Origin of the sequence: Streptomyces manipurensis (assembly GCF_049570255.1) — a bacterium.
GTDB lineage: Bacteria > Actinomycetota > Actinomycetes > Streptomycetales > Streptomycetaceae > Streptomyces > Streptomyces manipurensis.
Genome location: NZ_CP186950.1, coordinates 4,539,317 through 4,563,326 on the forward strand (window position 1 = coordinate 4,539,317; position 24,010 = coordinate 4,563,326).

The 24,010-nt window shown below is 72.5% G+C and carries 21 protein-coding genes and 1 pseudogene; 16 read left to right on the plus strand and 6 right to left on the minus strand.

Annotation, left to right across the window (positions count from 1 at the left end):
• The first annotated feature begins 20 nt into the window (after nucleotides 1–20).
• Nucleotides 21–671, plus strand: a complete 651-nt coding sequence (leuE, locus tag ACPU2J_RS21130; RefSeq protein WP_399815074.1) for a leucine efflux protein LeuE — start codon at nucleotides 21–23, stop codon at nucleotides 669–671.
• Here the strand turns inward: leuE and ACPU2J_RS21135 are convergent.
• Both ACPU2J_RS21135 and ACPU2J_RS21140 read right to left on the minus strand, forming a co-directional pair.
• Complete coding sequence (locus ACPU2J_RS21135; RefSeq protein ID WP_423833817.1) at nucleotides 664–1,998, minus strand: polysialyltransferase family glycosyltransferase; 1,335 nt, start codon at nucleotides 1,996–1,998, stop codon at nucleotides 664–666. The two genes, leuE and ACPU2J_RS21135, sit on opposite strands and share 8 nt — an antisense overlap.
• Nucleotides 1,995–2,978 carry a glycosyltransferase family 2 protein gene (locus tag ACPU2J_RS21140; protein WP_365136693.1) on the minus strand — a complete coding sequence of 328 codons (984 nt, stop codon included), beginning with the start codon at nucleotides 2,976–2,978 and terminating at the stop codon, nucleotides 1,995–1,997. Before ACPU2J_RS21140 ends, ACPU2J_RS21135 begins: the two co-directional genes overlap by 4 nt.
• A gap of 176 nt (nucleotides 2,979–3,154) precedes the next feature.
• Here ACPU2J_RS21140 and ACPU2J_RS21145 point away from each other — a divergent pair, with 176 nt between their 5' ends.
• The 13 genes and pseudogenes from ACPU2J_RS21145 (at nucleotide 3,155) to ACPU2J_RS21205 (ending at nucleotide 17,234) form a co-directional block, all read left to right on the plus strand.
• The gene (locus ACPU2J_RS21145; RefSeq protein ID WP_420079824.1) at nucleotides 3,155–4,549 is read left to right on the plus strand and encodes a DUF6716 putative glycosyltransferase; all 1,395 of its coding nucleotides are present in this window, start codon (nucleotides 3,155–3,157) and stop codon (nucleotides 4,547–4,549) included.
• Nucleotides 4,546–4,911, plus strand: a pseudogene (locus ACPU2J_RS21150) (cytidylyltransferase domain-containing protein); the annotation flags it as partial. The gene ACPU2J_RS21145 and the pseudogene ACPU2J_RS21150, both read left to right, overlap by 4 nt.
• A 390-nt stretch (nucleotides 4,912–5,301) precedes the next feature.
• A complete protein-coding gene (locus ACPU2J_RS21155; protein ID WP_361590968.1) occupies nucleotides 5,302–6,210 on the plus strand; it encodes an N-acetylneuraminate synthase family protein in 909 nt (302 codons plus the stop codon).
• A gap of 63 nt (nucleotides 6,211–6,273) precedes the next feature.
• Entirely contained in the window at nucleotides 6,274–7,434 is a 1,161-nt protein-coding gene (locus tag ACPU2J_RS21160; RefSeq protein WP_423833818.1) for a hypothetical protein, read from the plus strand.
• Between the two features lie 137 nt (nucleotides 7,435–7,571).
• Nucleotides 7,572–8,816 carry a M20 family metallopeptidase gene (locus tag ACPU2J_RS21165; protein WP_399815813.1) on the plus strand — a complete coding sequence of 415 codons (1,245 nt, stop codon included), beginning with the start codon at nucleotides 7,572–7,574 and terminating at the stop codon, nucleotides 8,814–8,816.
• 229 nt (nucleotides 8,817–9,045) lie between these two features.
• Complete coding sequence (locus ACPU2J_RS21170; RefSeq protein ID WP_361590855.1) at nucleotides 9,046–10,104, plus strand: BMP family lipoprotein; 1,059 nt, start codon at nucleotides 9,046–9,048, stop codon at nucleotides 10,102–10,104.
• A gap of 232 nt (nucleotides 10,105–10,336) precedes the next feature.
• On the plus strand, nucleotides 10,337–11,995 hold the full coding sequence (locus ACPU2J_RS21175) for an ABC transporter ATP-binding protein (RefSeq protein WP_361590965.1): 1,659 nt from the start codon (nucleotides 10,337–10,339) through the stop codon (nucleotides 11,993–11,995).
• Nucleotides 11,992–13,107 (plus strand): ABC transporter permease, encoded by a 1,116-nt coding sequence (locus tag ACPU2J_RS21180; protein WP_420079822.1) that lies wholly within the window; start codon nucleotides 11,992–11,994, stop codon nucleotides 13,105–13,107. Before ACPU2J_RS21175 ends, ACPU2J_RS21180 begins: the two co-directional genes overlap by 4 nt.
• Nucleotides 13,104–14,366 (plus strand): ABC transporter permease, encoded by a 1,263-nt coding sequence (locus tag ACPU2J_RS21185; protein WP_420079821.1) that lies wholly within the window; start codon nucleotides 13,104–13,106, stop codon nucleotides 14,364–14,366. The genes ACPU2J_RS21180 and ACPU2J_RS21185 overlap by 4 nt, the downstream gene beginning before the upstream one ends.
• Nucleotides 14,363–14,761 (plus strand): cytidine deaminase, encoded by a 399-nt coding sequence (locus ACPU2J_RS21190; protein ID WP_420079820.1) that lies wholly within the window; start codon nucleotides 14,363–14,365, stop codon nucleotides 14,759–14,761. The genes ACPU2J_RS21185 and ACPU2J_RS21190 overlap by 4 nt, the downstream gene beginning before the upstream one ends.
• A gap of 103 nt (nucleotides 14,762–14,864) precedes the next feature.
• Complete coding sequence (locus ACPU2J_RS21195; RefSeq protein ID WP_423833819.1) at nucleotides 14,865–16,142, plus strand: thymidine phosphorylase; 1,278 nt, start codon at nucleotides 14,865–14,867, stop codon at nucleotides 16,140–16,142.
• A 95-nt stretch (nucleotides 16,143–16,237) separates the two neighbouring features.
• Complete coding sequence (locus tag ACPU2J_RS21200) at nucleotides 16,238–16,828, plus strand: Uma2 family endonuclease (RefSeq protein ID WP_399310161.1); 591 nt, start codon at nucleotides 16,238–16,240, stop codon at nucleotides 16,826–16,828.
• 70 nt (nucleotides 16,829–16,898) lie between these two features.
• On the plus strand, nucleotides 16,899–17,234 hold the full coding sequence (locus ACPU2J_RS21205) for an STAS domain-containing protein (RefSeq protein ID WP_420079817.1): 336 nt from the start codon (nucleotides 16,899–16,901) through the stop codon (nucleotides 17,232–17,234).
• Here the strand turns inward: ACPU2J_RS21205 and ACPU2J_RS21210 are convergent.
• A complete protein-coding gene (locus ACPU2J_RS21210) occupies nucleotides 17,121–18,128 on the minus strand; it encodes a sigma-70 family RNA polymerase sigma factor (protein ID WP_420079816.1) in 1,008 nt (335 codons plus the stop codon). The genes ACPU2J_RS21205 and ACPU2J_RS21210 overlap by 114 nt on opposite strands.
• Before the next feature lie 302 nt (nucleotides 18,129–18,430).
• On the opposite strand from ACPU2J_RS21210, the gene ACPU2J_RS21215 reads away from it, so the two are divergent.
• Nucleotides 18,431–19,669, plus strand: a complete 1,239-nt coding sequence (locus ACPU2J_RS21215) for an MFS transporter (RefSeq protein ID WP_423833820.1) — start codon at nucleotides 18,431–18,433, stop codon at nucleotides 19,667–19,669.
• A 40-nt stretch (nucleotides 19,670–19,709) separates the two neighbouring features.
• Here the strand turns inward: ACPU2J_RS21215 and ACPU2J_RS21220 are convergent, their stop codons facing one another.
• Together ACPU2J_RS21220 and ACPU2J_RS21225 are read right to left on the minus strand one after the other, a co-directional pair.
• Complete coding sequence (locus tag ACPU2J_RS21220; protein WP_399310164.1) at nucleotides 19,710–20,384, minus strand: L,D-transpeptidase family protein; 675 nt, start codon at nucleotides 20,382–20,384, stop codon at nucleotides 19,710–19,712.
• A gap of 165 nt (nucleotides 20,385–20,549) precedes the next feature.
• On the minus strand, nucleotides 20,550–21,833 hold the full coding sequence (locus ACPU2J_RS21225; RefSeq protein ID WP_361590840.1) for an MFS transporter: 1,284 nt from the start codon (nucleotides 21,831–21,833) through the stop codon (nucleotides 20,550–20,552).
• Nucleotides 21,834–21,953: 120 nt separating this feature from the next.
• On the opposite strand from ACPU2J_RS21225, the gene ACPU2J_RS21230 reads away from it, so the two are divergent.
• Nucleotides 21,954–22,874 (plus strand): LysR family transcriptional regulator, encoded by a 921-nt coding sequence (locus ACPU2J_RS21230; RefSeq protein WP_361590839.1) that lies wholly within the window; start codon nucleotides 21,954–21,956, stop codon nucleotides 22,872–22,874.
• 5 nt (nucleotides 22,875–22,879) lie between these two features.
• Here ACPU2J_RS21230 and ACPU2J_RS21235 read toward each other — a convergent pair whose 3' ends face one another.
• A complete protein-coding gene (locus ACPU2J_RS21235; RefSeq protein WP_420079814.1) occupies nucleotides 22,880–23,938 on the minus strand; it encodes a LuxR C-terminal-related transcriptional regulator in 1,059 nt (352 codons plus the stop codon).
• Between the last annotated feature and the right edge of the window lie 72 nt (nucleotides 23,939–24,010).

Genomic DNA, 24,010 nt, shown 5'->3' on the forward strand with positions numbered 1-24,010 from the left:
CCCATGCGACACTCCTGCACATGCTGGGTGTCATCGAACTGCCGACCTACCTGGCCGGCCTCGTCCTGATCATTCTCCTGCCGGGACCGAACTCGCTCTACGTGCTGTCCGTCGCGGCCCGCCGCGGGGTGCGCACCGGCTACCGGGCCGCCGCCGGGGTGTTCACCGGTGACGCGGTGCTCATGGCGCTGACCGCCGTGGGGGCCGGCGCGCTGCTCCGGGCCAGCCCGCTGGTGTTCACCGTGGTCAAGTTCCTCGGCGCCGGGTACCTGGCCTGGCTGGCCGTCGGCATGATGCGCGGCGCCTGGGCGCTGTGGCGCACGCGGCGGGAGCGGGACGAGACGGCCGCCGCGGCTCCGGCCGACTCCGGCGAGAGCGAGCGTCCCTACCGGCGGGCGCTGCTGATCAGCCTCCTCAACCCGAAGGCCATCCTGTTCCTGATGTCCTTCTTCGTGCAGTTCGTCGACCCGTCCTACGCCTACCCGGCCCTGTCGTTCCTGCTCCTCGGCGGTCTCCTGCAGGCCGGCAGCTTCCTCTACCTGACGCTGCTGATCTTCGGCGGCACCCGGCTGGCGGAGGCATTCCGCCGCCGCAAGCGGCTGTCGGCCGGGGCGACCTCGGCGGCGGGGGTGCTCTTCCTGGGCTTCGCGGCCAAGCTCGCCGTCAGCTGAGCACCCGGCGCAGCCTGCGGGCCACCCGCCTCGCGGTCCGGCTGCGCGGCAGGAAGGACAGCCGGGCGGGGATGCCGCCCGGCAGCCCGAGCGAGGTCAGCCGGCGCCGGGTGAAGTACCTCCGGGTGTGCGGCGTCAGGTGCGCGGCCAGCCAGGCCTCGGCCGAGGGGCGGCGCGCGGACAGGATCTGCGGCTGCATGCTGAAGCCGACGGCGGTCAGCAGGCCGGCGGTCTCCCCGCGGACCCGCTCGGGCGGCGGCGGGGTCCAGGACAGGACCGCGTCCGCGTCGGCGAGATCGGGCAGCAGGGCGTCCACCAGCACCAGCGGCACCCGGTTGCTGTTCTGGTAGGGGGTCAGGCGGGCCAGCACGGCATCGGTGCCGGTCCGCGCCACCGGAAGCCCGTACAGCGTGGCGGCGGTCAGCAGCCCGGTGGAGAAGCAGCCGACGACCAGCGCCGGACGCAGCCGCTCGTAGAGGGTCTCGGCCAGGGCCGGGGCGCTCGTCACGGTGAGCCGCACCCCGAGCCGGCCGGCCTCCTCCACGGCCCGGCGGGCGTACGCGGCCGGCGCGCCGGGATGGGGCTTGAAGACCAGCTCGCGGTGGCCGAGCGCGTGCGCGCCCCGGACCATCGAGGCGTGCAGCTCCTCCTCCTCGTCCGCCGACATCAGGTCGAGCGCCGACAGGTACTGGCCCAGCAGCAGGGCGGGGGAGTCCCCGACGCCCTCCAGCTCCGGGCCCGGCGGCGGCAGCTCGGCGAGGACCTTGAGCAGGGACCGGGCGGGCACCACCTCCACCCGCGCCCCGAACTCGGTCAGCAGCAGCGGCTCCAGGCCGGGCACCAGGTCCGGGTGGAGCACCCGCCGCACCCGCATCCCGATCTGCGGGTCGAGCCGGAAGCGGGTGGGCCCGTAGCTCATCAGCCCGTCGGCGTAGACGTCGACGGCCGCGCCCGGGAAGAGCCGGCACAGGGTCTGGGCGGGCGGCACCTGGAGGGACTCCACGACCAGCTCGACACGGTCGTCGCCGAGGCCCCACAGGGAGCGCAGCTGCCGCTCCCAGAGGGGTACGTCCTCGGCGCGCGGGGCCCAGGTGCTCGGGTGCTGCGGCGCGATGACGGCGTTCCAGTCGAGGACCTCGTCGAAGCGCGTGCGCAGTGCGGCGAAGCCCGGCGCGTCCGCGATCCCCGGGGTCACCTCGGCGGCCACCGCGTGGTTGCTGGTCAGGAGGATCCGGCGGCCCGCGGGCGGGAAGCCGCCCGCGTCCACGCCCGCGGCGAGGGTGGCCGCGCCGTAGAGGGTGGAGGCCAGGAAGATCTGGGTGGTCATCGGACGACGGCCCCCGACGGGGTGCGGCGGCCCGGGCGCAGCCGGCGCAGCAGGCCGGCGCGTTCGGCGTCCATCGCGTCCAGGACGCGGTCGAGCACGTCCTGGGGCATGCGGCCGAGCGCGGCCGTGCTCATCGAGCGGAGTTTCCTGGCCACGGCCGGTTCGAACCTTTCGACGGATCCGAAATGGTGCGCGATAATCGCGCAGTATGTTCGTACGGATTTGGGGAGCAACAGCGCGGAATCGCGATCTTCGGCGACCTCGGCGAGCACCTGGTCGAATGCCCGGATGAAATCGAGCTGTCGTTCGTCGCCGATCTGCGTCAAAGAGGTCGGAACTCCGCGCCGGTAGAAGACCCCCGGGAGCCCCACCGCCGCGAAGGACGCCGCCTCCCGGTGCAGCCGCCAGATCCACGGCCGGTCCTCCGCCGTCCGCAGCCCGTCGGTGAAGCGCAGCAGCCCGCGGTCCAGCAGCCGCCGGTGGTACATGCCGGCCCAGGCGTACGGGTAGTCCACCGAGGTGGCGCGGTCGGCGGGCAGGATCGCGGTCCGCGGATCCGCCACCACCGACTCGGGACCGTGCGGGACGCGCTGCACGCTCCGCGTACGGCCGGTGCACCGCACATGGTCGGTACGGACGAAATCGCAGCCCAGGGCCTCTATGGCGGCCAGCGTGCGGGACAGGTGCCCGGGGGCCAGCCAGTCGTCGCCGTCCAGGAAGGCCAGGTACTCGCCGCGCGCCGCGTCCAGCCCGGTGTTCCGGGCGGTGGCCAGGCCCCCGTTGCGTTCGTGTCTGAGGTGCACCGCCCCCGGCAGCTCGCGCGCCGCCCGCTCCAGCAGGCCGGCGGTCCCGTCCGTCGAGCAGTCGTCGACGAGCAGGAACTCGAAATCCTCCCGGGCGTTCAGTTCGAGACTCTTCAGGGCGTCCGGTGCGTACGTCTGCACGTTGTAGAACGGCACGACAACAGAGAGCTTGGGCACCCGCGAGACATTAGGACGCCGCCCGGCATTCACCGTGGCCCGGATGCGGATTCCATGTGAACGGCGCCGGTCGGACGGGTGAACCCGTACGCTTTCGCATTTCGTCGACGCGTTGTTAACCGGCTGTTGTGCGCTCGTTGGGCCGATCACCGAAATCACGGAATAGCTTCTGCCGCGTGCCAGAACGCAAACGCGTCGCCGTACTCGCCGATTCCGACACGCGATGGAAATGGGGCGCACTCACCGCCCGCCGTCTCGTGCCCGACCACCAGCTCACCGGTTTCCTGCTGCGCGGCCGCGCCACACCGACCGCGCGCCAGCTCGGCGAGGTGGGCGTGCGGGCCGACCGGCTCACCGAGGTGACCTGCGCCGAGTTCCTCGCGGAGATCGAGGGCGAGCACTACGACGTGGTCGTCCTCGCCCTCGTCGGAGGCGCCGTCCAGGCCGTCCTGCACGGGGCCCGCGCCCTGTGGCCCACGCCGGCCCGCCGCCCCGTGCTCGTCACCGGATACGTGGGCGTCGTGTACGAGAAGCTCGCCGACGGACTCCTGCTGCGCCACGGCGCCGACCTCGTCCTGGCCAACTCCCGCCACGACGCGCAGCGCTTCCGGGCCGTGTACGAAGGCGTCGGCGCGGACGCCGGGGCCGTCACCGAGACCGCGCTGCCCTTCCTCGGCGGGGCGCCGTACGCACCGGCGGGCAGCCGGGCCCACACGGTGGTCTTCGCCGTCCAGCCGTCCGTGCCCGACAGCCGCGCCGACCGGGCCTACCTGCTGGAACGGGCCGCCGGGCACGCCCGCCGACACCCCGGCCGCGAGGTCCTCATCAAGCTGCGCAGCAAGCCCGGGGAGCACACCACGCACCTGGAGGAGCAGCCCTACCAGCGGCTCGCCGAACGGATCCCGGGCGGGCTCCCGCCCAACTGCCGCCTGGTGTACGGGAACATGAGCGAGGTCCTGGACGGCACCGACCTGCTGGTCACCGTCTCCTCGACGGCCGCCCTGGAATCCCTCCACCGCGGCGTCCCGACGGCCGTCCTCACCGACCTCGGCATCCGCGAGGCCCTCGGAAACCACCACTTCCTCGGCTCCGGCTGCCTGGCCTCCTGGGACCAGCTGGACTCCGGCCTGCTCCCGGAGGGCGACCCCGTCTGGCTGGCCGCGCACGGCGTCCTGCCGGCCCGGCCGGGCCCCGACGCCCGGACCGCGCCGCCCGTCCCGGCCCGCCCGGCGGACGCCGCCCGCCGGGACGCGGCCGCGGGCGAGGACACCGCCCACGACCCGTACGCCGTCGCCCGGGCCAGGGTCGCCGGACTGCTGGCCGCCGCCCGGCTGCCCGCACCCGCTCCCTACTACACGGCCACCACCGCCCCCCGCTACCTCCCCGGGATCCTCGCCCGCCACCACCTCGCACCCGACGGCACCCCGCTGCCCGGAGCCGTACGCGCCACCGCCGGGGAGTCCCGGCTGCGCCGCAGGCTCCGCGGGCACCTGCGGGACGCCGCCCGCGGCGCCTACCGGCACGGCGTGCAGCGGGTCGCCCCGGTGATCCGCAGGCTGGGGGAGCTGTGAGGGTCCTCGCCGTCATCCCCGCCCGCGGCGGCTCCAAGGGGGTCCCCGGCAAGAACCTCGCCGAGGTCGCGGGCGTACCGCTCGTCGCCCGCGCCGTCGCCGCCTGCCGCGCCGCGCCGACCGTCACCGACGTGGTCGTCTCCACCGACGCCCGGGAGATCGCCGCGGCGGCCCGCGCCGCGGGGGCCGACGTCATCGCCCGCCCCACCGCCCTCTCCGGCGACACCGCGAGCAGCGAGGCCGCCGTCCTGCACGCGCTCGCCTCCTTCGAGGAACTGCACTCCCTCACCGTCGACGTGGTCCTCCTCGTCCAGTGCACCAGCCCCTTCCTCGCCACCTCCGACGTCGAGTCCGTCGCCGTCGCCGTCGCCTCCGGGGCGGCGGACTCGGCCCTGACCGTCGCCCCCTTCCACGGCTTCCTCTGGCGCGCCGCCGCCGACGGGCCCGGCACCGGGGTCAACCACGACCCCGCGCACCGGCCCCGCCGCCAGGACCGGCCCGAGGACCTGCTGGAGACCGGCGCCGCCTATGCCATGGACGCCGCCGGCTTCCGCACCGCCCGTCACCGCTTCTTCGGCCGCGTCCTCCCCGTCCCCACCGACCCCGCCCGGGTCCTGGAGATCGACGACCCGCACGACCTGGCCCGCGCCCGCCTGCTGGCACCGCTGCTCGACCCGCGCCCCGCCGCCGACCAGGCGCCGCCCCCGCCCCGCACCCTCCGTACTCCCCAGCCCCGAAGGAACACCCCTGCCATGAGCTCCCAGCCCGACCCCCGCCTGCGCACCTTCGGATCCCGCACCGCGGGCCCCGGCCGGCCCGTCTACGTCGTCGGCGAGATCGGCATCAACCACAACGGCGACCTCGGCAACGCCTTCGCCCTGATCGACGCCGCCGCCGAAGCGGGCTGCGACGCCGTCAAGTTCCAGAAGCGCACCCCCGAGATCTGCACCCCGCGCGACCAGTGGGACATCGAACGCGACACCCCCTGGGGCCGGATGACCTACATCGACTACCGCCACCGCGTCGAGTTCGGCGAGGAGGAGTACCGCGCCATCGACGAGCACTGCGCCCGGCGCGGCATCGACTGGTTCGCCTCCCCGTGGGACACCGAGGCCGTCGCCTTCCTGGAGAAGTTCGACGTCCCCGCCCACAAGGTCGCCTCCGCCTCCCTCACGGACGACGAGCTCCTGCGCGCCCTGCGCGCCACCGGCCGCACCGTCGTCCTCTCCACCGGCATGTCCACGCCCCGGCAGATCCGGCACGCCGTCGAGGTGCTCGGCAGTGCGAACATCCTCCTCTGCCACGCCACTTCGACGTACCCGGCCAAGGCCGAGGAGCTGAACCTGCGCGTCATCGACACCCTGCGCGACGAGTACCCCAACGTCCCGATCGGCTACTCCGGCCACGAGACGGGCCTGCAGACCACCCTCGCCGCCGTCGCGCTCGGCGCCACCTTCGTCGAGCGGCACATCACCCTCGACCGCGCCATGTGGGGCTCCGACCAGGCCGCCTCGGTCGAGCCCGGCGGCCTGGCCCGCCTCGTCCGCGACATCCGCACCATCGAGACCGCCCTCGGCGACGGGGTCAAGCGGGTCTACGAGTCCGAGCTCGGCCCCATGAGGAAGCTCCGACGCGTCATGGGCGAGCCGGTGGCCGTCTGAGCCGTCCGGGAGCACCCGGTCCGGCGAGCACGCACGAGTCCCGCCCCCGACAAGGAGCACGTGGTGACCCCCTCCGCCCCCACCCTGGCGTTCGTCGAGAGCCCGGTCCAACTCCTGAACGTGCTGGAGTGGGCGTACGCCCGCGCCACCCCGGCCGGCCCCCTGCCGCTGGACGGGATCCCGCCGCAGCGGGCGCGCTCCGGCCCGGCGCCGGGGGAGGGGCCGGGCCCGGCGGCCCCCGTACGGATCGTCGTCCTGCCGCCCACCGACCCCATGTCACGGGGCCAGCTGCGCCGGATGGCCGCACTGGCCCGGGACGAGGGCCACGACGTGTGCTGGCAGGAGGCGCGCGGCAGCCGGCTCGCCCCGCTCAGGGCGCTCGCCGCCCTCGCGCGCGACGTCCGGGCCGCACGCACCGTCGTCGTCGGCGACCCCTTCTCGCGCTACGTCCAGCTCCTGCTGACCCTGGTCCGGGCGGAGGAGCTGGTGGTGGTCGACGACGGCACCGCCACCATGGAGTTCGTGGCGCAGACCGCCCGCGGCGAACGCCTCGTCCGCTGGCACCGGGCCGGCGGGGGAGGACTGCCCGGCCGCGTCCGCGAGCTGGCCTACGCGCCCGTCTCGGCGACCGCGCGGCGCCGCTTCACACCCGGCCCCGCCGCCGCCGGCGGGGCCCGCCGCGTCGAGGTGTTCACCTCGATGCCGGTCGTCCCCCACGGCACGACCGCCCTGCGGGCCAACGACTTCGCCTGGACCCGCGCCCGCTTCGGCCCGCCCCGTCTCACCCGGGGCACCGACCTGGTGGGGACCTCGCTCGTCGAGACCGGAGTGGTGGACCCCGGCCGCTACCTGGACGCGGTCCGGGCGCTCACCGCGGAGCACGGCGCCACCCGCTACTTCGCGCACCGCAGGGAATCCGCGGAGAAGCTGCGCACCCTCGGCCGGGAGACCGGGCTGGAGATCGTACGGCCCGACCTGCCACTGGAGCTGATCGCCCGTCGGGGACCGGTCGGGCGGACGATCCTCAGCTTTCCGTCCACCGTCGTCCACACGCTGCCCTACGCCCTGGCCGGTACGGGCGTCACGGTCGCCGTGTGCGACGTCGATCCGTCCTGGCTCACGGGGTCCGCCTCCCCGCGCGCCCGCAGCTTCCTCGCCGGGGTCAGCGACACCGCCCGTGATGTGCGCAGACTGCCCGCACGGACCGCCTCCACGGCCGGATGAGCGCGCGAGTTTACCCCCGGGCCCACCCGGTCATGCGTCCGGAGGCCGGGTTTCTTTCCCCTAACGGCATGAACTTTTCGTGATCCCCGGCCAGTTGACCCGTCCGTGGGCCTACCCTTCAACGGGTGAACCAGTTGATGTCCCGCGAGTCCCAGACCCTCCTGCCCGTCGCGTCCGACCGGCCCGAGCTGCCCGGCAAACTTCCGGACCACCTGCGCACCGAACTCATCGCCTTCCGCCGTGACTTGCACATGCACCCGGAACTCGGCCACCAGGAATTCCGTACGACCGCCGCGATCAAGGCCAGGCTCGAAGAAGCCGGGCTGCGACCACGCGTACTGAAGTCCGGCACCGGCCTGATCTGTGACGTGGGCACCTGGGACGGCGGCCGGCCGATGCTGGCCCTGCGCGCGGACATCGACGCCCTCCCCATCCCGGACGCCAAGACCCACGTGTCCTACCGCTCCACCGTCCCCGACCGCGCCCACGCCTGCGGGCACGACGTGCACACCACGGTCGTCCTCGGCGCCGGCCTTGTCCTCGCCGAACTCGACCGCCAGGGCCTGCTGCCCCGCCCCGTGCGGCTGCTCTTCCAGCCGGCCGAGGAAGTGCTCCCGGGCGGCGCCACCGAGGCCATCGAGTCCGGCGTCCTGGACGGCGTGGGCCGGATCGTCGCCCTGCACTGCGACCCCCGGGTCGACGCCGGGCGGATCGGGCTGCGCCCCGGACCGATCACCTCCGCGTGCGACCGGCTGGAGGTCAGCCTGTCCGGCCCGGGCGGCCACACCGCCCGCCCGCACCTGACCACCGACCTGGTGACGGCCGCCGCCCGCGTGGCCGTGGACGCTCCCGCCCTGCTGGCCCGCCGGATGGACGCCCGCTCGGGCATGTCCGTCACCTGGGGCCGGATCGAGGCCGGGCACGCCTGCAACGTGATCCCGATGCAGGCGGAGCTGTCCGGAACCGTGCGGTGCCTGGACCTGAACGCCTGGCACGAGGCACCGGACATGATCCACGCGGCGATCGACGAGATCGCGAGCATGCACGGGGCCAAGTTCGAGATCAACCACGTGCGCGGGGTGCCGCCGGTGGTCAACGACCCGGTGATCACCGAGCTGCTGCGGGAGTCGATGGCGGCCCGCCGCGGCGCCGAGTCGGTCGAGGACACCGAGCAGAGCCTCGGCGGCGAGGACTTCTCCTGGTACCTGGAGCACGTCCCCGGGGCCATGGCGCGCCTGGGCGTCCGCACTCCCGGCGACACCGCCAAGCGGGACCTGCACCGCGGGGACTTCGACGTGGACGAGGACGCCATCGCCGTCGGGGTGGAGTTCTTCACGGCCGCGGCACTGATCGACGGGCGCCGGGTGCTGCCGTCCCGGTAGGGATCCGGCCGGTGTCCCTACAACATCGGCGGGCCTTCCGGCGGAGCCGTCCAGCCCTTGGTACACAAGGGCTGGACGCTTTGGCAGTTACCGATCGGTCACTGTCCGGTTCGCGACGATCCGATAACGACTCATGAACGGGCCTTTAACTGACATCTACGCGCGTTACGATCGCCGCGAAACCAGCGCCGGTCGTGGCGCTTCGGTCAGGTTTTGAAGGAGCCTCCCCTTGCGCCGGATCACCAGGATCGCCACCGTGGGCATCGCGTCCGCGGCGCTGGCCCTCTCGGCCACCGCCTGTGGCGGTAAGAAGTCCTCTGACGCCTCTGCCTCCCCCTCCGAGGCGGGTCAGAAGTCCGCAGCCATCGCGTACGACATCGGTGGCCGCGGCGACCAGTCGTTCAACGACGCCGCCTACGCCGGTCTGAAGAAGGCCGAGACGGACCTCAAGATCAAGGGCGCCGAGGCGGAGCCCACCGACGGTGAGGGCGAGGCCGACAAGGTCCAGCGCCTGACCGAGCTCGCCCGCAAGGGCAACAACCCGGTCATCGGCGTCGGCTTCGCCTACGCCCCGGCCATCAAGAAGGTCGCGCCGAAGTTCCCGAACACCACGTTCGGCATCATCGACGACACCTCGGTGACCGGCCCGAACGTCGCCAACATGGTCTTCAACGAGGAGCAGGGCTCCTACCTGGCCGGCGTCGCCGCCGCCAAGGCGTCCAAGACCGGCACGGTCGGCTTCATCGGCGGTGTCGAGGTTCCGCTGATCAAGAAGTTCGAGGCGGGCTTCGCGCAGGGCGTCAAGGACACCAACCCGAACGCCAAGGTGCTCTCCGCGTACCTGACCCAGCCGCCGAACTTCGACGGCTTCGCCAAGCCCGACCTGGGCAAGGCCGCCGCGCAGGGCCAGCTCGACGCGGGCGCCGACGTGATCTACGCCGCCGCCGGTCTCGCCGGTTCCGGTGCGATCGAGGCCGCTTCCACCAAGGGCAAGTGGGCCATCGGCGTCGACTCCGACCAGTACAACCAGGCCGGTCTGGCGAAGTACAAGGACTCCATCCTGACCTCGGTCACCAAGGACGTCTCGGACTCCGTCTTCGACCTGATCAAGTCGGTCGAGGACGGCAAGCCCACCACCGGTGAGATCCGCTACGGCCTGGACAAGGACGGCGTCGGCCTGGCCGACTCCAACCCGAAGTACAAGGAGATGACCGACGTCATCGCCGCGGTGGAGAAGGCCAAGGCCGACATCATCGCCAAGAAGATCACTGTCAAGACCGCCCCGTAAGGCAGTCTGCGACATGTAGTCCTGGGTCTCCGGGGCCCGGGAAGCGATCGATGTCGCTCCCGGGCCCCGAGCCTCATTCTGTGATCACTAGTCTGTGACCAAGCAGCCTTCGTGGCCGCGAGTTTTCACTTCCGACAGTGCTACGCGCGTAGAAGCATCGTGGACGCGATACTTTCACTCCCCGCCCTGTCCTCCCTGCCTTCCGCTCCTTTCGCGCCAAGGAGAGTGCGTCATCAACGCGTCCAGCCCGCCCCCCGCCGTAGAACTGCACGGCATCACAAAGCGCTTCCCCGGCGTCGTCGCCAACAAGGACATCGCGATCACCGTCCGCAAGGGCACGGTCCATGCCTTGATCGGTGAGAACGGCGCCGGCAAGTCGACTCTGATGAAGATCCTCTACGGCATGCAGAAGCCGGACGAGGGCACCATCGCCATCGACGGGGAGCAGGTCGCCTTCACCAGCCCGGGTGACGCCATCGCCCGCGGCATCGGCATGGTGCACCAGCACTTCATGCTCGCCGACAACCTCACCGTCCTGGAGAACGTGGTCCTCGGCGGCGAGAAGCTCTACGGCATCGGCGCCAAGGCCCGGAAGAAGATCAAGGAGATTTCGGACGCGTACGGCCTGGGCGTTCGCCCGGACGCGCTCGTCGAGGACCTCGGCGTCGCCGACCGCCAGCGCGTGGAGATCCTCAAGGTCCTCTACCGCGGCGCGAAGATCCTCATCCTCGACGAGCCGACCGCCGTGCTCGTGCCGCAGGAGGTGGACGCCCTCTTCGACAACCTGCGCGAGCTCAAGGCCGAGGGCCTGACCGTCATCTTCATCTCGCACAAGCTGGGCGAGGTCCTGAAGGTCGCCGACGACATCACCGTCATCCGCCGCGGCACCACGGTCGGCACCGCCGACCCGAAGACCGCCACCCCCAAGCAGCTCGCCGAGCTGATGGTCGGTGCGGAGCTGCCGTCGCCGGAGACCCGCGAGTCGACCGTCACGACCGTCCCGATGCTCCAGGTCCAGGGCCTGACCCTGGCCGCGGGCGACGCCGTCGTCGCCGAGCCGGAGGTCCTGGTTCCCGCGGGCGCCCCGGACTCCTCGACCCTGGAGAAGGCCGAGGCCGGCCGCCTGCTGCTGGACGACGTGAACTTCACGATCCACAAGGGCGAGATCCTCGGCATCGCCGGTGTCGAGGGCAACGGCCAGACCGAGCTGATCGAGGCCCTCATGGGCATGATGGCCCCCGACGCGGGCGTCATCAGCCTCGACGGCAAGGACATCACCAAGCTCCCGGTGCGCAAGCGCCGCGAGGGCGGCATCGGCTACATCCCCGAGGACCGCCACCGCCACGGCCTGCTGCTGGAGTCCCCGCTCTGGGAGAACCGCATCCTCGGCCACGTCACCGAGGCGCCCAACTCCAAGAAGGGCATCCTCGACCCGAAGGCGGCCCGCAAGGACACCGAGCGGATCGTGCGCGAGTACGACGTGCGCACCCCCGGCATCGACGTCACCGCGGCCTCGCTCTCCGGCGGCAACCAGCAGAAGCTGATCGTCGGCCGCGAGATGAGCCACAACCCGAAGTTCCTCATCGCCGCCCACCCCACCCGCGGTGTGGACGTCGGCGCGCAGGCGCAGATCTGGGACGCGATCCGCGAGGCCCGCCGCGAGGGCCTGGCCGTGCTGCTGATCTCCGCCGACCTGGACGAGCTGATCGGCCTGTCCGACACGCTCCGCGTGATCTACCGCGGCCGCCTGGTCGCTGACGCCGACCCCGCGACCGTCACGCCCGAGGAGCTCGGCACCGCCATGACGGGCGCCGCCTCGGGTCACCTGGAAGCAACCGACAACCACTCCGCCGCTGCCGACGGTGACACGACGGAGGACGAGGCCCGATGAAGAAATTCGACAAGGACCGGCTGCTGCTCGCCATCGCCGGGCCCCTGCTCGCGCTGGTCAGCGCCTTCGTACTGACCATGATCGTGCTGGCGGCGACGGGCATCAACCCGATCGAGCCGCTGCGCATCATGGTCGAGAACGGCGGCTACGAGGACGTCCAGATCCTCATCGTCAACCAGGCCGGCACGTACTACCTGGCAGCCCTGGCCGTCGCCATCGGCTTCCGGATGAACCTCTTCAACATCGGCGTCGACGGCCAGTACCGCCTCGCCGCGATGATCTCCGCGCTCGTCGGCACGGCGGTCACGCTGCCCGGCCCGCTGCACATCCTGGTGATCGTGCTCGTGGCGATGCTGACCGGTGCCTTCTGGGCCGGCATCGCCGGTGTCCTCAAGGCCAAGCGGGGCGTCAGCGAGGTCGTCTCCACGATCATGCTGAACGCCATCGCGACCAGCCTCATCGCCTGGCTGATCCTGCCGAAGAACCTCGGCGTGCAGGTGGAGGGCTCCAACGACCTCACCACCGGTGAGATCGCCGAGTCCGGCTGGTTCCCGGCCCTCTCCATGGGCGACTCGGGCGAGATCTACGGCTTCACCTTCATCGCCTTCGCCCTCGGTGTCGTCTACTGGTTCGTGCTCAACCGCACCCGCTTCGGCTTCGACCTGCGCGCCAGCGGCGCGAGCGAGTCCGCCGCCGCGGCCTCCGGTGTCGACTCCAAGAAGATGATCATCACCGCGATGCTCATCTCGGGCGCCGTCGCCGGCCTCTCCGGCATGCCCCAGCTCCTGGGCGAGACGCACACGTACAACCTGGGCTTCCCGGTCGGCGTCGGCTTCACCGGCATCACCATCGCGCTGCTCGGCCGCAACAGCCCCATCGGCATCTTCTTCGCCGCCCTCCTGATGGCCTTCATCGACAAGGCGTCCGCCGGTCTCGACACGGAGGGCTACGCCAAGGAGATCGGCACGATCATGAAGGGCCTGATCGTGATCGCGGTGGTCGTCTCCTACGAGCTGATCCGCCGCTACGGCATCCGCCGGCAGCAGCAGAAGGTCGGCGAGGAGCTGGCCGCGGGCCACGCCATGAAGACCGAGAAGGAGGTCGCGGCGTGAGCGCCAGCACCGTTTCCACGAAGAAGGCGGCGCCCGCCCCGGGCGGCCGCAAGAAGCTCACCCTGCCGTGGATCCTGCTGATCATCGCGGGTGGTCTCGCGCTGGTCTCGCTGGTCCGCCTGATCAGCGGCGCCCAGGACCTGACCTCCATCGGCCAGGTCTCCGGTGCCCTCTCCCTCGCCGTGCCGATCGGCCTCGCCGGTCTCGGCGGTCTGTGGGCCGAGCGCGCGGGCGTGGTCAACATCGGCCTCGAAGGCATGATGATCCTCGGCACCTGGTTCGGTGCCTGGGCCGGCTACCAGTGGGGCCCGTGGACCGGTGTGCTCGTCGGCATCGCCGGCGGCGCCGTCGGCGGCCTGCTGCACGCGATCATCACGGTCACCTTCAACGTCAACCACATCGTCTCCGGTGTGGCCATCAACATCCTGGCGCTGGGCTTCACCCAGTACCTGTCGAACTTCACGTTCGCCGAGGCCCCGGGCGGCTCCTCCAAGCAGTCCCCGCAGGTCGAACCGATCGCCAAGATCACCATTCCGGGGCTCTCGGACTGGATGGCCGACCTCCAGGCCAAGCACTGGTTCTTCGTCTCGGACCTCGCCGGCGTCATCGGCGGCCTCATCACCGAGATCTCGCTGCTGACCATCGTGGCCCTGCTGCTGATCCCCGCCACCTGGTGGGTGCTGTGGCGGACCTCCTTCGGTCTGCGCCTGCGCTCCTGCGGTGAGAACCCGATCGCCGCCGAGTCCCTCGGCGTCAACGTCTACAAGTACAAGTACATCGCCGTGATCGTCTCGGGCGCCCTCGCGGGCCTCGGCGGCGTGTACCTGTCCGAGGTCGCCAGCCCCATCTACCAGGAGGGCCAGACCGGCGGCCGCGGCTACATCGGTCTCGCCGCGATGATCTTCGGTAACTGGATGCCGGGCGGCATGGCGCTCGGCGCCGGCCTCTTCGGCTTCATCGACAGCCTCAAGCTGCGCGGCGGTGCCGAGAACGTCCACGCGATGCTGCTGCTGATCGCGATCCTGCTGGTCATCGTCTGCGTCTGGCAGCTCTACAAGAAGAAGTACATCCAGGCCGGCATCTCGGCGGCCTTCGCCGCGCTGCTGTTTGTCTGGTACGCGGTGACCGACGCGGTGCCGAGCCAGTTCGTCGACGCGGCCCCGTACCTGACGACGCTGCTCGTGCTCGCCCTGTCGGCGCAGCGCCTGCGGATGCCCAAGGCGGACGGCATGCCGTACCAAAAGGGTCAAGGCAAGTGACCCCGGAGCAGACCGTGGACTGGGAAGCCCTGCGGACGCACGCCCGGGACGCGATGACCCGGGCGTACGCCCCGTACTCGGGCTTCCCGGTCGGGGTCGCGGCCCTCGTGGACGACGGCCGCGTCGTGACCGGCTGCAACGTCGAGAACGCGAGCTACGGGCTGGGCCTGTGCGCCGAGTGCGGACTGGTCTCCTCCCTCCAGGCCACGGGCGGCGGCCGCCTCACGCACTTCACGTGTGTGGACGGCAAGGGCGAGATCCTCGTCCCGTGCGGGCGCTGCCGCCAGCTGCTGTACGAATTCGGCGGCGACGAGCTGCTGGTGGACACTCCGGACGGGGTCCTGCCGCTGGCCGCGATGCTGCCCCAGGCCTTCGGGCCCGGTCACCTGAGATAGCCGTGCCGACGGCCCTTCGCCCTGCCGGGCGGAGGGCCGTCGCACTTGCCGTTCCCTGATCCCCTCTCCTCCCCCTCTCTATGCGCGTAGAAGGAAGCACCTCATGGACGTCATCTCCGTCATCCGGACCAAGCGGGACCGCGGTGAGCTGAGCCCCGAGCAGATCGACTGGGTCATCGACGCCTACACCCGCGGCGTCGTGGCCGACGAGCAGATGTCCGCGCTGGCCATGGCCATCCTGCTCAACGGCATGAACCGGACCGAGATCGCCCGCTGGACCGCGGCGATGATCGCCTCGGGCGAGCGCATGAACTTCGACGCCCTCTCCCGCCCGACCGCCGACAAGCACTCCACCGGCGGCGTCGGCGACAAGATCACCCTCCCGCTGGCCCCGCTCGTCGCCGCGTGCGGCGCGGCCGTTCCGCAGCTGTCCGGCCGCGGCCTCGGCCACACCGGCGGCACCCTCGACAAGCTGGAGTCCATCCCCGGCTGGCGCGCACTGCTCTCCAACGAGGAGATGATGCACGTCCTCGACACCACCGGCGCGGTCATCTGCGCGGCCGGCGACGGCCTGGCCCCGGCCGACAAGAAGCTGTACGCGCTGCGCGACGTCACCGGCACCGTCGAGGCCATCCCGCTCATCGCCTCCTCGATCATGTCCAAGAAGATCGCCGAGGGCACGGGCTCGCTCGTCCTGGACGTCAAGGTCGGCAGCGGCGCCTTCATGAAGAACATCGAGGACGCGCGCGAACTGGCCCGCACCATGGTCGGCCTCGGCACCGACTCGGGCGTCAGGACCGTCGCGCTCCTCACCGACATGTCCACCCCGCTCGGCCTGACCGCAGGCAACGCCCTGGAAGTCCGCGAGTCGGTCGAGGTCCTCGCCGGCGGCGGCCCCGCGGACGTCGTCGAGCTGACCATCGCGCTCGCCAAGGAGATGCTGGACGCGGCGGGCATCAAGGACGCCGACCCGGCGAAGGCCCTGGCCGACGGCTCCGCGATGGACCACTGGCGCCGGATGATCGCGGCCCAGGGCGGCGACCCGGACGCGGCCCTCCCGATCGCCCGCGAGCAGCACGTGGTCGCTGCCCCCGAGTCGGGCGTCCTGACCCGCCTGGACGCGTACGGCGTGGGCGTCGGCGCCTGGCGCCTCGGCGCGGGCCGCGCCCGCAAGGAGGACCCGGTGCAGGCGGGCGCCGGCATCGAGCTGCACGCGAAGCCCGGCGACACCGTCACGGCCGGCCAGCCGCTGATGACCCTGCACACGGACACCCCGGAGAAGTTCGACTACGCCCTGGCGGCGCTGGACGGCTCCTTCGACATCGCCGCGGCCGGCACGGCCTTCTCCGCCACGCCGATCGTCCTGGACCGCATCGCCTGACCTGCGGCTTCCCGTACGAGTGAACGGGACCGGTGGCCCCCCACCGGTCCCGTTCGGCATGCTGGGACCGGTGACGAACGATTGAGGAGCACACCATGAGCGCACTCGCGGTCGAGCACCCGCCCTTGAGCGGTGACGACTGGGACTCGGCGGTCGGCCTCTGGAAGGGGACGGGCGCGCCGAAGGGCTGCAAGGTGGAGATCATCGAGGGGATCGTCACCGTGGCACCACCGCCCGTCAACGACCACAACCTGATCGCGGACCTGGTACAGCAACGGCTGTACTCGGTGGTCCCGGACGGCTGGGGTGTCTTCCAGACCCTCAACGTCGCGATTCCGAGTCGCGACGGCCTCTACATCCCGGACCTCGTGGTCGTCCCCAGGAAGGCCGTTCCCCGGGGGGAGAACTTCACTCCTGCGGACGTCGCCGAACTCGTCGTGGAGATCACCTCCCGGTCGAACGCTGTCCACGACCGCATCGCCAAGCTCAACGGCTACGCCGCAGCCGGAATCCCGCTCTATCTGCTCATCGACCCGCATGCGACCGGCAGCCCCACGATCCACCTGTACGGCGAGCCCGGTGACGGCGCGTACCGCGTCCTGTGGGCGGGCAAGTTCGGGGAGGCCGTCCCCATCCCGGCGCCGTTCGACCTCGCCCTCGACACCTTCGGCTTCCCCCGCCCCTGAGTGCAGAGCCGCGGCAGGGCCTCGCCCGACCGCGGCGATGAGTTCCGGCGGGCGGGGGAGTCAGCCCCTCGTGGAGACCACCCGACTCGTCCTGTCCGGACCCGCCCCGAACGCGCGCGACGCCGCCGCGCTCTGCGCACGCCTGGCCCGGCTCTACGCCGACGGGGCCCGCGCGGTGGAGTGCGACGTGCGCGCCGTCACCGCGCCGGGCCTCGGCGCCGTCGAGGTGCTGGCCCGGCTGCGGCTCGCCGCCGGGGGGAGGCCGTTCCGGGTGACCGGGGCCGCGCCCCCGCTACGCCTCCTGCTGGACCTCGTGGGCCTCGTCGAGCTGCTCGGGGAGCCCGAAGAGCGGGAACCACCGCGCGGTGTCCAGGAAGGCGTTGAGCCCGACGATCCGGCCCTCTGAGACCTCCAGCACCTGGAGCGCCCACGGGGTGTGCCCGGGCAGTCCGTCCTCGCGCGGCCGGTACTGGCCGAAGGCCGGCATGCCGTTCGCCGTGGTCGGGACGAGGCGGGAGCCCTTGCAGCCGATGCCCTGGTGGAGGTGCCAGGCGGCGATGTCCTCCTTGCCCTGCAACCACAGGTCGTACGGCGGCATCGACAGGACCGCGTCCTCGTGCAGGAGCGTGGTGAGCCGGCCGATGTCGTAGGCCTCGAAGGCGGAGAGGTACTGCTCCAGCAGCTTCTTCTGCTCGGCGTCCAGCGGGTCGGCGGGCTCGCTCGCGCGCAGCCGCTGCCCGGAGAGGGTGGCGCGGGCCCGCTGCAGCGCGCTGTTGACGGAGGCCACCGTGGTGTCCAGCAGCTGCGCGACCTCGTCCGCCTTCCAGGCGAGCACCTCGCGCAGGATGAGCACCGCCCGCTGCTTGGCCGGCAGGTGCTGGAGGGCCGCCACGAACGCCAGCCGTACGGACTCCTTGGCGAGGGCCGCCTCGGCCGGGTCGGCGCTCTGCGGCAGCACCCGTCCGTCCGGGACGGGCTCCAGCCAGGTCACCTCGGGGCGCTCGTTGAGCACGGCGGAGGCCTGGTGCTGCGGTGCGGTGAGGTCCATCGGACGGGCCCGCCTGTTGCCGGCGTTGAGGAGGTCGATGCAGACGTTGGTGGCGATCCGGTACAGCCACGAGCGCAGCGAGGAGCGGCCCTCGAACTTCTCGTGGCTGCGCCAGGCGCGGATGTAGGTGTCCTGCACCGCGTCCTCGGCGTCGAAGGAAGAGCCGAGCATCCGGTAGCAGTAGCCGGTGAGCTCGACCCGGTAGCGGTCCATCGCCGCGTCGAGCTCGGTGGTGGTGGCGAGGTCGCTCATGTCGATCGGTCCCCCTGGTCGTCGTGGCTCCTTCGGAACCTACCCGAGGGGTCCGACAACGGCAGCCGGAAGCGCCCTCCCCGGCAGATCCCGGCAGGTCTGTCGACGTCAAGTATCTTGACGTCGAGATGAACCTCCGGCAGGCTCCCTTGTATCTCGACATCGAGATACATGACGGGGGGTACGGGGTGCGGCGCGGCGGCGGGATCCGGAAGGGGCCGAGGGACGGGACCGAGCGACGGGGGCGGTCCGGTCTGTGGGCTCAGCTGCGCCGCCCCCCGGGCGGCCGCGACGCGCGGATCATGCTCCTCGCCCAGCTGCTGGACCGCGCGGGCACGGGGGTGTGGGCCGCGGCCTGCGTCCTGTACTTCACCTTCGTCATCGGCCTCGACGCAGGACAGGTCGGCCTGCTGCTGGGAGCGTCCGGGGTCGCCGGCATCGCCGGGTCGCCCCTGGCCGGCCACCTGGCCGACCGCTTCCCGGTGCGCTCCCTGCTGATCGGGGCCCACCTGCTCCGCCTCGGCACGCTCTGCCTGATGCTCGTCGTCACCGACTTCGCGCTGCTGCTGCTCGTGGTGGCCGTCACCCACCTCGGCGACCGCGGCGCGAAGACCCTGGAGATGCTCTTCGCCACCCGGGTCGCGGGCGACCGGCGCGCCACCTACCAGGCGCTGTCCCGCAGCTCGGCGAACGCCGGCTACGCGCTCGGCGCCGGCCTCGCCGCGATCGGCCTCGCCGTCGGCACCCGCGGCGCCTACCAGGTGCTGATCCTCGCCGACGCCCTGTCCTTCCTCGTCGTGGCGGCCCTGGTGTGGCGGACGAAGGAGCCGCGGGGCCACGGCCTCGTCGTCCCGCCCGCCGGACCGGCCGACGCCACCGGACCGGCCGCCGCCGCGGCCCCCGCCGGGCGCGGCCCGTGGCGGGACCGCGGCTACCTGCGCTTCGTCCTGCTCGACATCCCGATGCACCTGGACGACTCGATCCTGGGCATCGGCATCCCGCTGTGGCTGGTCGGCCGCACCGAGGCCCCGCACGAGCTGATCCCCGCCTTCCTCGTCGTCAACACCGTGCTCGTCGTCCTCCTCCAGCTGCAGGTCTCCGCGCGGGTCGAAACGGCCCGCCAGGCCGCCGGGGCCGTCGCCCTGTACGGGGTGGCGACGTTCGCGTGCTGCGCCCTGCTCGCCGGCGCCGGGGCGGGCGGAGTGTGGGGGGCTTCGGCCGCCCTGCTCGCGGCCGCGGTGCTCGCCACCGCGGCCGAGCTGGTCCGGTCGGTGAGCTCGTGGGAACTGGCGGTCCGTCTCGCGCCGAAGGAGGCGCGCGCCTCGTACCTGGGCGTGGCGGGCATGGCGCAGTCCGTGCAGAAGTCCGCCGGGCCGCTGCTGCTGACGGGCGTGGTGATGGCCGCCGGCCCGGCGGGCTGGCTGGCCCTCGGCACGGCGGTCGCGGGCCTCTCCCTCGTGCAACGCCGTTCCAGCCTGCGCAGGTTGGACCGGCTGGAGCGGCTGGAGCGCACGCCGCCGGTGCCCGCCGCCTTCGGCTGACCGCCGTCCGGGCACGGGCGCCCGGACGGCGGCCGCTGCCTCACGTACCCGGCTTGCGGCCGTACACGTAGACGTCCTCGCCCTTGCCCAGCAGGTTCCAGTACGCCTTCGCGTCGGCGGAGCGCATGTTCACGCAGCCTGCCGAACCGGGCGGGTTCCACATGCTCTTGGTGGTCGAGTGGAAGGCGATGCCCCCGTCGAAGAACTGCGCGTACGGCATCCGCACGCCGTAGAGCGTCGACCAGTGGTCGATGCTGCGCTGGTAGATCTTCTTGAGGCCGGTCCGGGTCTCCGTGCCGTTCTTGCCGGTGCGCACCGGCACGGGGCCGTACTTCAGGGTGGCGCCGTCCTGGATCCAGCTGAGCTGGCGGGTGAGGTCGACGCAGGCGATCCGCCCGCGGTCCACCGGGCAGGCGCCGGCCTTGTTCGGGGTGCGGCCGGCGGCCCGCTGGGCCAGCATCGTGTTCATCGTCTGCCAGGTCAGCGGGCCCGCGTACCCCTGGGCCGGCGTGATGCCGTGGGTGGTCTGGAACGACCTCACGGCCGTGCAGTCGGCCGCGGACTGCTTCCCGTCGACGGGACGGCCCAGGAACCGTTCCACCTGCCTCTGGTGCGGGCCGGTGGACAGGTTGCAGGAGGCGGCCTGCGCCGTCCCGCCGGCCCCGGCCACCGCCATCGGCAGCGCCAGGGCCGCCGCCCCGCCCAGAACCGCCATCCGCTGCCGCATCCGCATTCGCGTCCCCGCCGGCGTCCGAATCCGCCCGCGCCCGCGCGCCGTTCGCGTCCCCATCCGGTCCTCCCCTGCTCACCGCACTTCGTTCTCCCGGTTCAATGCCCGGAAAACGAGCAGGAGTCGCCTCGGACGGAAGCGAACCTTCCGTCAGCGCGCGCCCGCCACGGACGCCGGTATGCGCCGCTGTGCGCGGGCCGCGTGCGTCCCGTAGAGGGTGATGGACACGACGCCCAGCACCGCGAGCAGCGCGATCCCGACCGTGGCCGCCCACCCGGCCTCGTGGTAGGCGAGCGCGCCGAGGGTGCCGCCCGCGCTGGAGCCCAGGTAGTACGCGGACTGGTAGAGCGCGGAGGCCTGCGCGCGGCCGGTCTTCGCGGTCCGGCTGACCGCGGCGGAGGCGACGGCGTGTCCGGCGAAGAAGCCGGCGGTGATCAGGACGAGTCCGAGCACGACCGCCGTGAGGGAGTCCGACAGCGACAGCAGCAGTCCCAGCGCCGTGGTGGTCACGGCCAGGTACAGGGCTCCGCGGCGGCCCGTCCGGGCGACGAGCTTCCCGGCGGCCGCGGAGGAGACGGTGCCGACCAGGTAGATCAGGAACACGGAGCCGATCACGCCCTGCCCGAGCGAGAACGGCTCGTCGACCAGGCGGTAGCCGATGACGGTGTACACCGCGCCGAACACCGTCATGAACAGCGCGCCGATGCCGTACAGCCGCAGCAGCAGCGGGTCGCGCAGGTGTCCGGCGACGGTACGGCCCACCGCGCGCGGGTTCAGCGAGGCGGGGCGGAAGAACCGCGCCCGGGGCAGCAGTACGAGGAAGGCGACCGCGCACGCGAACGCCATCAGGGCGACGGCCGCCAGCCCGGCCCGCCAGCCCCACAGCTGCGCCGCCCAGCCGGTGACGAGGCGGCCGCTCATCCCGCCGATGGAGTTGCCCGCCACGAACAGGCCGATGGCGCCGACCAGCGCCCGGGGCCGGACCTCCTCGGCCAGGTACGCCATCGCGGACGCCGGGACGCCGGCGATCGCCGCGCCCTGGACGGCGCGCAGGACGACCATCCACTCCAGGTTCGGGGCGAACGGCACCAGCAGGCCGACGCCCACGGCCACCACCATCGAGCAGGTCATCATCCGGGTGCGGCCGAACCGCTCCGACAGCGCGCTGAGCGGGAGCACGAAGAGGGCGAGGGCACCGGTGGCGGCGGAGACCGTCCAGCTGGCCTGCCCCGCCGTCACGCCGAAGTCGGCGGAGATCGCGGGCAGCAGCGCCTGGGTCGAGTAGAGGAGGGCGAAGATCGCCAGTCCGGCGGCGAAGAGCGCGAGGCTCATCCGGCGGTAGCCGGGGCGGCCGGGGGAGAGGGGTTCCGGTGCGGGGGACGACGCGGTGGAGGCACCCGGGATGACGGGTGCCCCGGTATGAACGGGAGGCATGCCTTCGACGGTAGGCCCGTGTTTTTCATGCGTCCAATGCACAGAATCGCGATAATCGATCCACAGCCGCATCAGTAGAGGTCAGGAGCGCGGGTGTCGACGAACCGTTACGTAGAAGACATGCCGGTGACAACCTTGCTGGCGCCCCGGCTGGCCCATTTCGTGGCGGTCGCCCGGCACGAGCACGTCACCCGCGCCGCCCACGAGCTGGGCGTCCCGCAGTCCACGCTGTCACGGTCGATGGTCCGCCTCGAACAGGACCTGGGCGTCTCCCTGTTCGCCCGCAAGGGCCGCACGGTCGCCCTCACCACCGCGGGCCGCACCTTCCTCGCCTCCGCCGAGCAGGCCCTCGAAGGGATCGCCCGCGCCGCCGAGTCCGTCCAGCAGGACGCCGACGCGGCCTACGGCAAGGTCGCCTTCGGCTTCCTGCACACCCTCGGCTCCGAGACCGTGCCCGGCCTGATCCGCGCCTTCCGCGCCGACCACCCCCGCATCCGGTTCTCCCTCGTCCAGAACTACGGCGAGGCCATGCTGGAGAAGCTGCGCGCCGGCGAACTGGACCTGTGCCTCACCTCGCCGCTGCCCGACGCCCCCGACCTCGTCACCCGCCGGCTCGACGAACAGCGGCTGCGCCTCGTCGTCCCCGACGACCACCGCCTCGCCGGCCGCAAGCGCATCCGCCTCGCCGAGGCCGCGGAGGAAACCTTCGTCACCCTGGAGGCCGGCTACGGACTGCGCCGCATCACCGACGACCTGTGCGCGGAAGCCGGCTTCACCCCGCGCGTCGCCTTCGAGGGCGAGGAGGCCGAGACCCTGCGCGGGCTGGTCGCCGCCGGCCTCGGCGTGGCCCTGCTGCCGCCCCCGGCCGTGGCCCGGCCCGGGGTGGTCGAGCTGAACGTCACCGCGCCGCGCGCCGTCCGCGAGATCGGTGTCGCCTGGCTCGACGGCCATCCGGACACCCCGCCGGTCGCGGAGTTCAAGCGCTTCCTCCTCTCCCACCGCGGCCGCCTGATCCCGGAACTGGAACCGCCCGCCGCCTGACGGGGCTACGTCGCGCACGCACCCCCGGCACCGTCGCGCGGGGGATGCCCCGAGAGCAGGCACCCGGCCTGGAAGCGGGACTTCGCGCCGACCGCCCGCATGATCTCCGCGATGTGGCGCTGGCAGGTCCGCTCCGACATGCCCAGGCGGCGGGCGATGACCTTGTCCTCCAGCCCCTCGGACAGCAACCGCACGATGGTGCGGCGCAGTTCGTCCGAGAGGGAGCGCGCCGCGTCCGGGCTCACCGACGTGGGGAAGGGCTCCGCGCCCGGCCAGGACCGCTCGAAGGCCGACGTCATGAAGTGCACGACGCTCGGCTCCCGCACCACCAGGGCCGCCCCGGTGCGGTCGGGCACGGACATCAGGCCCGTGTGCCCGTCGAAGACCAGCATCCGCATCAGCCCGTCGCCCAGCGTCCGCACCTGGGCGCCCAGTGCCGTCACCCGCTCCACGTACGCGGCCGTCGGCCGCGAGTAGCGGGCCGTGTGCTGGTAGATCGTCCGCATCCGGACCCCGCGGGTCAGCAGCGACTCGTCCCGCCCGATCGACTCCTCCAGGCTCTCCAGCGGCCGGCCGCCGCCGGGCTGCGAGGTCAGCAGCTCCCGCTCGCACGCCGCGACCAGCTCGGCGATCAGCCCCCGGACCGCGCCCAGGTCGGTGACCAGCTCCAGCCGCCCCGACCCGGCGAGGTCCCGGTGCGCCGCCCCGGCCTCGTAAGCCGGCACCAGGGCCTCCAGGCGCCCCCGCAGCCGGTCCATCTCGTCGTGGGTCTCCCGTACGAGCAGGGCCAGCGGGGCCAGGGCCCGGGCCGCCGCGGCCCGGGGGGCCACCGCGCTCCACCGGTCCGGGCCGCCGCCCGGCGCCCGCTGGAGCAGGTGCGCGGCGGCCAGCTCGGTGATGGCGGCGGCCGCGCGCGCCCCGAGGGCCCCGGTGGCCTCCGCCGCGTCGAAGGCGTGCCGCTCGACCGCGTACGCGTACAGGCGACGGGCGGCGGGGCTCAGCTCCGCGGACACCCCGGGCGTCCCGGAGGCTCCGGGCGACGCTCCGGCTTCCTCGGCTGGCATAGCCATATTGGTCCCGGTTCGTCACCGTTCGTAAACCCCTCGTGTTCCCGCAAGGCGGCAAGACGACGCCTG

Excerpts from the sequence above, each read along its gene's own strand:
- leuE (WP_399815074.1), top strand. The coding sequence starts at position 21 with ATGCTGGGTGTCATCGAACTGCCGACCTACCTGGCCGGCCTCGTCCTG.
- ACPU2J_RS21135 (WP_423833817.1), bottom strand. The coding sequence starts at position 1,998 with ATGACCACCCAGATCTTCCTGGCCTCCACCCTCTACGGCGCGGCCACC.
- ACPU2J_RS21155 (WP_361590968.1), top strand. The coding sequence starts at position 5,302 with ATGAGCTCCCAGCCCGACCCCCGCCTGCGCACCTTCGGATCCCGCACC.
- ACPU2J_RS21165 (WP_399815813.1), top strand. The coding sequence starts at position 7,572 with ATGTCCCGCGAGTCCCAGACCCTCCTGCCCGTCGCGTCCGACCGGCCC.
- ACPU2J_RS21180 (WP_420079822.1), top strand. The coding sequence starts at position 11,992 with ATGAAGAAATTCGACAAGGACCGGCTGCTGCTCGCCATCGCCGGGCCC.
- ACPU2J_RS21195 (WP_423833819.1), top strand. The coding sequence starts at position 14,865 with ATGGACGTCATCTCCGTCATCCGGACCAAGCGGGACCGCGGTGAGCTG.
- ACPU2J_RS21200 (WP_399310161.1), top strand. The coding sequence starts at position 16,238 with ATGAGCGCACTCGCGGTCGAGCACCCGCCCTTGAGCGGTGACGACTGG.
- ACPU2J_RS21210 (WP_420079816.1), bottom strand. The coding sequence starts at position 18,128 with ATGAGCGACCTCGCCACCACCACCGAGCTCGACGCGGCGATGGACCGC.
- ACPU2J_RS21215 (WP_423833820.1), top strand. The coding sequence starts at position 18,431 with ATGCTCCTCGCCCAGCTGCTGGACCGCGCGGGCACGGGGGTGTGGGCC.
- ACPU2J_RS21220 (WP_399310164.1), bottom strand. The coding sequence starts at position 20,384 with ATGGCGGTTCTGGGCGGGGCGGCGGCCCTGGCGCTGCCGATGGCGGTG.
- ACPU2J_RS21225 (WP_361590840.1), bottom strand. The coding sequence starts at position 21,833 with ATGCCTCCCGTTCATACCGGGGCACCCGTCATCCCGGGTGCCTCCACC.
- ACPU2J_RS21230 (WP_361590839.1), top strand. The coding sequence starts at position 21,954 with ATGCCGGTGACAACCTTGCTGGCGCCCCGGCTGGCCCATTTCGTGGCG.
- ACPU2J_RS21235 (WP_420079814.1), bottom strand. The coding sequence starts at position 23,938 with ATGCCAGCCGAGGAAGCCGGAGCGTCGCCCGGAGCCTCCGGGACGCCC.